This is a genomic window from Streptomyces sp. BE20, assembly GCF_036322525.1.
Lineage (GTDB): Bacteria > Actinomycetota > Actinomycetes > Streptomycetales > Streptomycetaceae > Kitasatospora.
The window spans coordinates 23,054-29,321 of the sequence record NZ_JAQYWW010000793.1 but is presented as its reverse complement, the minus strand read 5'-3'; the positions used below and the strand labels follow the sequence as shown (position 1 = coordinate 29,321).

The following is a 6,268-nucleotide window of genomic DNA, read 5'->3' as shown; positions in this document are numbered from 1 at the left end:
TCCGGAGCCAACGTCCATGACAGCCAGGCCCTGATCCCGCTCGTCGACGCCATTCCGCCGATCCGCTCGCGACGCGGACCCAGGAGACGCCGACCCGGCAAGCTGCACGCCGACAAAGCCTACGACCACCGCTTCATCCGCACCTACCTGCGCCGGCGGCAGATCCCGGCCCGCATCGCCCGCCGCGGCATCGAGTCCTCCCAGCGCCTCGGCCGGCACCGCTGGGTGATCGAGCGCACCGTCGCCTGGCTCGGCGGCTTCCGCCGACTGCACCGCCGCTACGAACGCAAGGCCGACCACTTTGCAGCCTTCGCCAGCATCGCAGCCGCCCTCATCTGCCATCGCCGACTCTCCAAATGAGATGACTTCTAAGGCCTTCGCCGCGGCGCCGCATCGGACGTTCAAGTTCGTCGTCTGCTCGCCCGAGGACCTCGCCGAGATCGACGACCTGGTGGCGCGGCTCGGGCTGGACCGGGTGTGGGTGATGCCGGAGGGCACGACGGAGCGGGCTCTCGACGACGGCATGCGCGCCCTCGTTCCGCACCTCGCCCGTCGCGGCTACCGCCTCGGCACCCGCCTGCACGTCCACCTGTGGGGTGACGAGCGTGGCCGCTGACATCCGAGGCCTCGTCGTGGTCGGCTGCTCGAAGGAGAAGACCGTCACCTCCCGGCCGGTGCCGGCCCTCGACCTCTACCAGGGCTGGTGCGTTCCCGCGCTGCGCCACCGGCTCGCACCGGCCAGCCCGGAGCGCACCCGGGTGCTGGTGCTCTCCGCCCACTACGGCCTGGTGACCGCCGACGCCCCGCTGCTCACCTACGAGCAGCCCATGACGCCCGCCCGCGCACAGGCCCTGCGCGAGCCGGTGCGCCAGGCCCTCGCCGAGCACCTGGCCGCGCATCCGGCCGACGAGGCGCTGCTGCTGCTGGCGCCCGACTACCTGGACGTCCTGGGCCCGCTGCCGCTGGACGTCGTCCATACCATCACCGACCCGATCACCCACCTCGACGCCGTCCACCGCGTCCTCGACTCCTGGAGCTGGCCGTGCCCGTGACTGTCGCCGATCGCGTCTTCGAACACCGCCGCATCTGGCAGCTCACCCAGCAGGCCTTCCTCGACGCCGTCGACCGGGTCGCCGATTACGAGAGGGCGCACCGTCCCGACGTGGTCATCGGCATCGCCCGCGGCGGCACCCTGCTGGCCGAGTACCTCGCCCGGCGGCTCGCCGTCCCGGCCGTCATCGTCCACGCCCGGCACAACACGAGCGACGCCACCCGGCAGCCGGCCACCGGCCTGGTCCGGCTCACCAGCACCAGCGACGCGCTCGCCGGTATCACCCCCGGCAGTCGGCTCCTGCTCGTCGACGACATCTGCGGCTCCGGCGCCACCCTGCACGCTGTCGAACGCTGGCTCACCGACAACCTGCGCCCTGGGACGGTGCGCACCGCGGTCCTGTGCCGCAACCAGGGTGCCGATTTCACCCCGGACACCTGGGGCTGGGACGTCGCCGACTGGGTGCGCTTCTTCTGGGAGCCCTCGGCCGACGAGCCCGTAGAGCCGCTGCCGCTCCTGACCGGCCTGCACCACCGCACCCCCACGGCCTGATCTCCGCCCCTGCCCGTTCCCTTCCACGGAATTCAAGAGGAGGGCCGCATGATGTTCGGCCTGACCCGAGGCGACCGCGTCCTGGTCGTCCCCACCCATCCCGACGACGAGACGCTCGGCGCCGGCGGCACCCTCGCCCGCTTCACCGAGGACGGCATCGAGGTGCACGTCCTGGCGATCACCTGCTACGACCTGCCCCGCTGGGGCACCCCCAGCACCGTCGCCCAGCGCGCCGGCGAGTTCGAGGCGGCCTGCGACGTGCTCGGGGTGAGCGGGCGCCGCATTGCCTGGCTGGGCGACGACCGGGCCCACCGGGTCCATGATCACATGCCCGATCTGGTCCGGCTGATCGAGGACGGACCCGAGCTGTCCCTCAACGCCCTTCGCCCCGCCGCCCTGCTCATTCCCACCGCGGGCTCCGTGCACCAGGAGCACCAGCTGATCCACCGCGCCTGCTATGCGGCGGCCCGCCCGGCCGGTGCGGCCCGGTACTCCCCGCGGATCGTGCTCGGCTTCGAGGGCCCGGAGGACCGGGCCTGGGCACCGGAAGCCGGCCGCCGGCCGGTCCTGGTGGACATCACCGCCTCGGCGCGGAGGAAGGACAAGGCATTGGAGTGCTATGCCAGCCAGCTGCGCGACCTCGCGCACCCGCGCAGCATCGAACGGATCCGGGTCATCGACGCCGCCGCCGGAGCGGAGATCGGTGCCGGTCGGGCCGAGGCCTTCACGCCCTACCGGATGGCGTGGTGAGCGCCGCCAAGACCGGGGTGCTGGTGGCGCACCAGCCCGCCTATCTGCCGTGGCCCGGCTACTTCTCGCGGCTGCTGGGCGTGGGTGAGCTCGTTCTGCTCGACCACGTGCAATTCTCCGAGCGCGGCTGGCAGCACCGCAACCTGGTCCGCGGGCGCGGCGTCGAGCCGGTGCGGCCGACTGTGCCGGTGCGCCGTTGCTTCGGCCAGCCGATCAACCAGGTGCAGCTCGCCGAGGCCGGGTGGGCCGAGCGCCACTGGCGCACCCTCGACCAGACCTACCGCCGCGCGCCCTACTGGGACGCTTACCGCGACGAGCTGCGGGCGATCTACGAACGGCCGTGGACGCACCTGGGACCGCTGGCCGCCGAGCTGATCCGCTTGCTGCTCGACGGCTTCGGCCTGACGGTGCGCCTGGTTGCCTCCAGCGACCTGCACCCGGCCGGTGCCCGCACCGAAATGCTCGTCGACCTGTGCCGTCGCCGCTCGGCGGACGTGCTGCGCACCGGCACCGGGGCGTTGGGCTACCTCGACCACGCGCGGCTGGCCGCCGACGGGATCGGCCTCGAAGTCGCCACCTACACCCACCCCCCGTACGGGGTCGACCGGCGCGGCTGGCGGCCGGGGCTCAGCGCCCTGGACCTGCTGCTCCACGAAGGCCCGGCCGCCGGCGACGTGCTGCGCGCGGGGGCACGAACCGAGACGAAGGCCACGCCATGACGTTGACCGATCAGTTGGAGACTCCTTCGGCTCGCCGGGAGGGGCGCAGGGTCGATGCCCCGCGGGTCGCCGCCCTCTACCGCGAGCTGCTCACCGCCCTGGGCGAGGATCCCGACCGCGAAGGCCTGCTCGGCACCCCGGAGCGGGCGGCCAGGTGGTGGGCGGAGTTCCTCGACCACGACCCGGGCCGCACCGACACCGTCTTCGAGCAGGACCTGAGCGCCACCGGCGAGCAGATGGTCGTCGTGCGGGGCATCAGTGTGCGGAGTCTGTGCGAGCACCACCTTCTCCCGATGCACCTGGAGGTGACGATCGGCTATGTGCCGTGCGGGCAGGTCCTGGGGCTGTCGAAGTTCGCCCGGATCGCCCAGGACCACGCGCACCGGCTGCAGCTCCAGGAGCGGATCGTGGCCGGTATCGCCGCGGACGTCGCCAAGGCGACCGGCTGTCCGGACGTGGGGGTCGTCGCCGACGGCGAGCACCTGTGCATGAGCATGCGCGGCGTGCGCGAGCAGCGGGCCCGTACGACCAGCACGGTCCTGATGGGGCGGTTCGACGACCAGGCCGAGTACGCCGGGCGGCTGCTCGCGATCGCCGACGTCACGCGGTGAGCGGCGGTGCGCCCGAGCAGGGCCGTCTTTCGCCGGCGGCGAGCCCGCGTGTGCTGGTGAGCGGGCCGGATCAGCCGCCGGGGAACGTACCTGCTGCCCGGGACCTGCTCAGCGTAGCGCGCACCGCCGATGCGGTGGGCTGGATCCCGGTGAAAGGCGGCCGCCTCGGCGACCGGGAGTGGCACCGCGCCGCCGACGTCGCCGATCTGTGGTGGTCCGACACGTCGCTCGCCCACGAGGGCCTGCCGGTTGTGGACCTGACGATGTACCAGGCCAGCCGGGTCGCCGAGCTGCTCGGCGCCCGGTTGCCCACCTCCGTCGAGTGGGAGTGGATGGCCTCCCGGGGCCACCGCCTCTACCCCTGGGGCGACCAGGACCCCACCGAGCAGCACGCCAACCTCCGCCCGTGGAGCCCCGGCCGCACGACCCCGGGCCGGGCGCACCCCGCCGGCCGCACCCCCGAGGGCGTGTGGGATGTGGCCGGCAACTCCTGGGAGTGGACGCTCGCCCCATGGCGCCGCGACGGAGCAGCCCTGCTTCGCGGCGGCTCCTACCACTCCCTCGTCCAGTACGCCTCCTGCCGCCACGCCAACGACGTCCTGCCGGGTCTCGCCTCGCCCGGCATCGGACTGCGCCTGGTCCGCGACACCGACCCGACCACACAGATGGGAGCACCCCGGTGAACATCGCCTTCGTCCTGCTCACCCACAACCCGAACGAGCCCGCCGGGATCGAGCGCAGCATCGCCTCGCTCGCCGAAGGCCTGCGCCAGGGCGGGCACCGTGCCCTCATCGTTGCCGCCGGCCCCGCCACCGCGGCCGACGACCCCGACCTGCTGCGCCTGACCACCCTCACCCTGCCGCGGCCGGCCGTCGAGGACGACCTGCTCGCTCTGCTCGCCGACCCGTGCCCCGTCGAGGCGGAGGTCCGCCGACTGCTGATCGACCACCGGGTGGACCTGGTCTGCTGGGTCGACGCCGTCTGGGGCCTGGGCTACCTCAGCCCCGCCCCGTCCGGGGTGCGCACCTCCCTGATGGTCCACGTGCTGCGCACCGACGCCCCGATGACCACCAGCCTCGCCCACCGGCCGGACACGGTCCTCACGGTCAGCGACTTCATGATCGAGGAAGCCGCCCGGCAGGGCCTGGACTCCAGTTCCTGGCAGGCCCTGCCCAACGCCCTGCTCCACCACACCGCCCCGCCGACCGCGGCCGAGCGGGAGGAGCTGCGCGCGCACGGCCCGGTGCGGATCGTCGCCCGCGCCGAGCCCCACAAGGGCACCGCCGAACTGCTGAAAGCGATGCCGGCCGGCCTGGGTCGGCGGTTGGAGATCGTGCTGGCCGCCGCCGGGTTCGAGTACTGGCCCGGCATGCAGGACCAGGTCATCGACGAGTGCCGCCGCCTGGCCGCCGAGCGTCCCGACGTCGCCCTGCTGGCGGCCCTGCCGTGGCAGGACGTGCCGCCGTTCCTGGCCGGCGCCGCGGTGGTCGTGGTCGGCTCGACCAGTCCCGAGACGTTCGGCAACGTCGCCGCCGAAGCCCTCTCGGTGGCCACCCCCGTCGTCGGCTACGGCCTGGGCCACCTGCCCGCCCTCACCGGCGAGGCCGGCCGCATGACCGACCTCGACCAGGGACCCGAGCAGCTGTGGGCCGCCGTGACCCGGCTCCTCGGGGACCTCGACGCCTACCACGCCGCCTCCCAGGCCGGCCCCGCCCAGGTCGCCGCCCACAGCCCCCGCGTCGTCGCCGAGACCTTCCTCGGCCTGACCCGGGCGCTCCCGTGACCGCCGGCCCGGCACCGCACAGCCTCATGCGGCAGGTCACCGACACACGGCACCTCAAGCGCGCCGCCCGCCAGTGCATGGGCCGCACCGGATCGCCCGGAGCCGACGGCATGTCCTGGCGGGCCTTCCGCCAGGACATGCCCGCCCACCTGGCCGACCTCTCCACCCGGCTCACCGACGGCACCTGGCAGCCGCACCCGGTCCGCGAGATCACCTTCGACGCCTGGGGCAAGCAGCACCACGTCGGCATCCCCACCGTCACCGACCGGATCGTCCACCGCGCCATGCGCAACGCCGCCGAACCCGTCCTGGAACGTGACGCCTACCCCGAGTGGATGTTCGGCTGGCACCGCCGCGCCGGCCGCCCCCTGGCCGTGGCCGCCGCCGCCCGCCACCTGAACGCCGGCCGCACCTGGGTCGCCGACCTCGACATCGCCGCCGCCTCCCAAGGTGTCACCCTCGAAGACGCGATCTCCTCCGTCGCCGCCTTCGTCACCGACGGCACCTACCTCGCCCTGCTGCGCCGCATCCTCACCGCCCTCCCGGACCCGCTCCACCCCGGCAGCGGGTTCAACCCGATGCTCACCAACCTGCGGATGACCCCCGTCGACCAGGCCCTCGCCGACCTTGCGATCGTGCGCCTGACCGACAACTACACCGCCTTCTGCCGGACCCGCGCCGAGGCCGGGCACGCCTGGCAGCGCGTCGTCGACGCGCTCGCGGCACACGGGCTGCGTCCGGCCCCGGCCAAGTCGAAGATCTGGCGCCCCAACCCCGAAGACCTCTACGCCGCCGGCTGACC

Annotated in this window: 10 protein-coding genes; all 10 read left to right on the top strand. The window is 73.5% G+C overall.

The window, feature by feature from the left end; all coding sequences use genetic code 11:
- Positions 1-360, top strand: a 360-nt coding sequence (locus tag PUR61_RS16945; protein ID WP_329879686.1) for a transposase, incomplete at its 5' end; no start/stop codon positions are given.
- A gap of 1 nt (position 361) precedes the next feature.
- Complete coding sequence (locus tag PUR61_RS16940) at positions 362-616, top strand: hypothetical protein (RefSeq protein WP_329879685.1); 255 nt, start codon at positions 362-364, stop codon at positions 614-616.
- Positions 606-1,052, top strand: coding sequence for a DUF6884 domain-containing protein (locus tag PUR61_RS16935; protein ID WP_329879684.1), 447 nt, complete (start codon positions 606-608; stop codon positions 1,050-1,052). The genes PUR61_RS16940 and PUR61_RS16935 overlap by 11 nt, the downstream gene beginning before the upstream one ends.
- A complete protein-coding gene (locus PUR61_RS16930; RefSeq protein WP_329879683.1) occupies positions 1,043-1,603 on the top strand; it encodes a phosphoribosyltransferase in 561 nt (186 codons plus the stop codon). The genes PUR61_RS16935 and PUR61_RS16930 overlap by 10 nt, the downstream gene beginning before the upstream one ends.
- Before the next feature lie 48 nt (positions 1,604-1,651).
- The gene (locus PUR61_RS16925) at positions 1,652-2,353 is read left to right on the top strand and encodes a PIG-L deacetylase family protein (protein ID WP_329879682.1); all 702 of its coding nucleotides are present in this window, start codon (positions 1,652-1,654) and stop codon (positions 2,351-2,353) included.
- Positions 2,350-3,072 (top strand): WbqC family protein, encoded by a 723-nt coding sequence (locus PUR61_RS16920; protein ID WP_329879681.1) that lies wholly within the window; start codon positions 2,350-2,352, stop codon positions 3,070-3,072. The genes PUR61_RS16925 and PUR61_RS16920 overlap by 4 nt, the downstream gene beginning before the upstream one ends.
- On the top strand, positions 3,069-3,683 hold the full coding sequence (gene folE, locus PUR61_RS16915) for a GTP cyclohydrolase I (RefSeq protein ID WP_329879680.1): 615 nt from the start codon (positions 3,069-3,071) through the stop codon (positions 3,681-3,683). The genes PUR61_RS16920 and folE overlap by 4 nt, the downstream gene beginning before the upstream one ends.
- Before the next feature lie 134 nt (positions 3,684-3,817).
- Positions 3,818-4,366 (top strand): formylglycine-generating enzyme family protein, encoded by a 549-nt coding sequence (locus tag PUR61_RS16910; RefSeq protein ID WP_329879679.1) that lies wholly within the window; start codon positions 3,818-3,820, stop codon positions 4,364-4,366.
- Positions 4,363-5,466: a glycosyltransferase family 4 protein gene (locus PUR61_RS16905; protein ID WP_329879678.1), complete on the top strand. Its 1,104-nt coding sequence runs from the start codon at positions 4,363-4,365 to the stop codon at positions 5,464-5,466. Before PUR61_RS16910 ends, PUR61_RS16905 begins: the two co-directional genes overlap by 4 nt.
- 26 nt (positions 5,467-5,492) lie before the next feature.
- Positions 5,493-6,266, top strand: a complete 774-nt coding sequence (locus PUR61_RS16900) for a reverse transcriptase domain-containing protein (protein WP_329879677.1) — start codon at positions 5,493-5,495, stop codon at positions 6,264-6,266.
- The last annotated feature ends 2 nt before the right edge of the window (positions 6,267-6,268 follow it).

Excerpts from the sequence above, each read along its gene's own strand:
- PUR61_RS16940 (WP_329879685.1), top strand. The coding sequence starts at position 362 with ATGACTTCTAAGGCCTTCGCCGCGGCGCCGCATCGGACGTTCAAGTTC.
- PUR61_RS16925 (WP_329879682.1), top strand. The coding sequence starts at position 1,652 with ATGATGTTCGGCCTGACCCGAGGCGACCGCGTCCTGGTCGTCCCCACC.
- folE (WP_329879680.1), top strand. The coding sequence starts at position 3,069 with ATGACGTTGACCGATCAGTTGGAGACTCCTTCGGCTCGCCGGGAGGGG.
- PUR61_RS16900 (WP_329879677.1), top strand. The coding sequence starts at position 5,493 with ATGCGGCAGGTCACCGACACACGGCACCTCAAGCGCGCCGCCCGCCAG.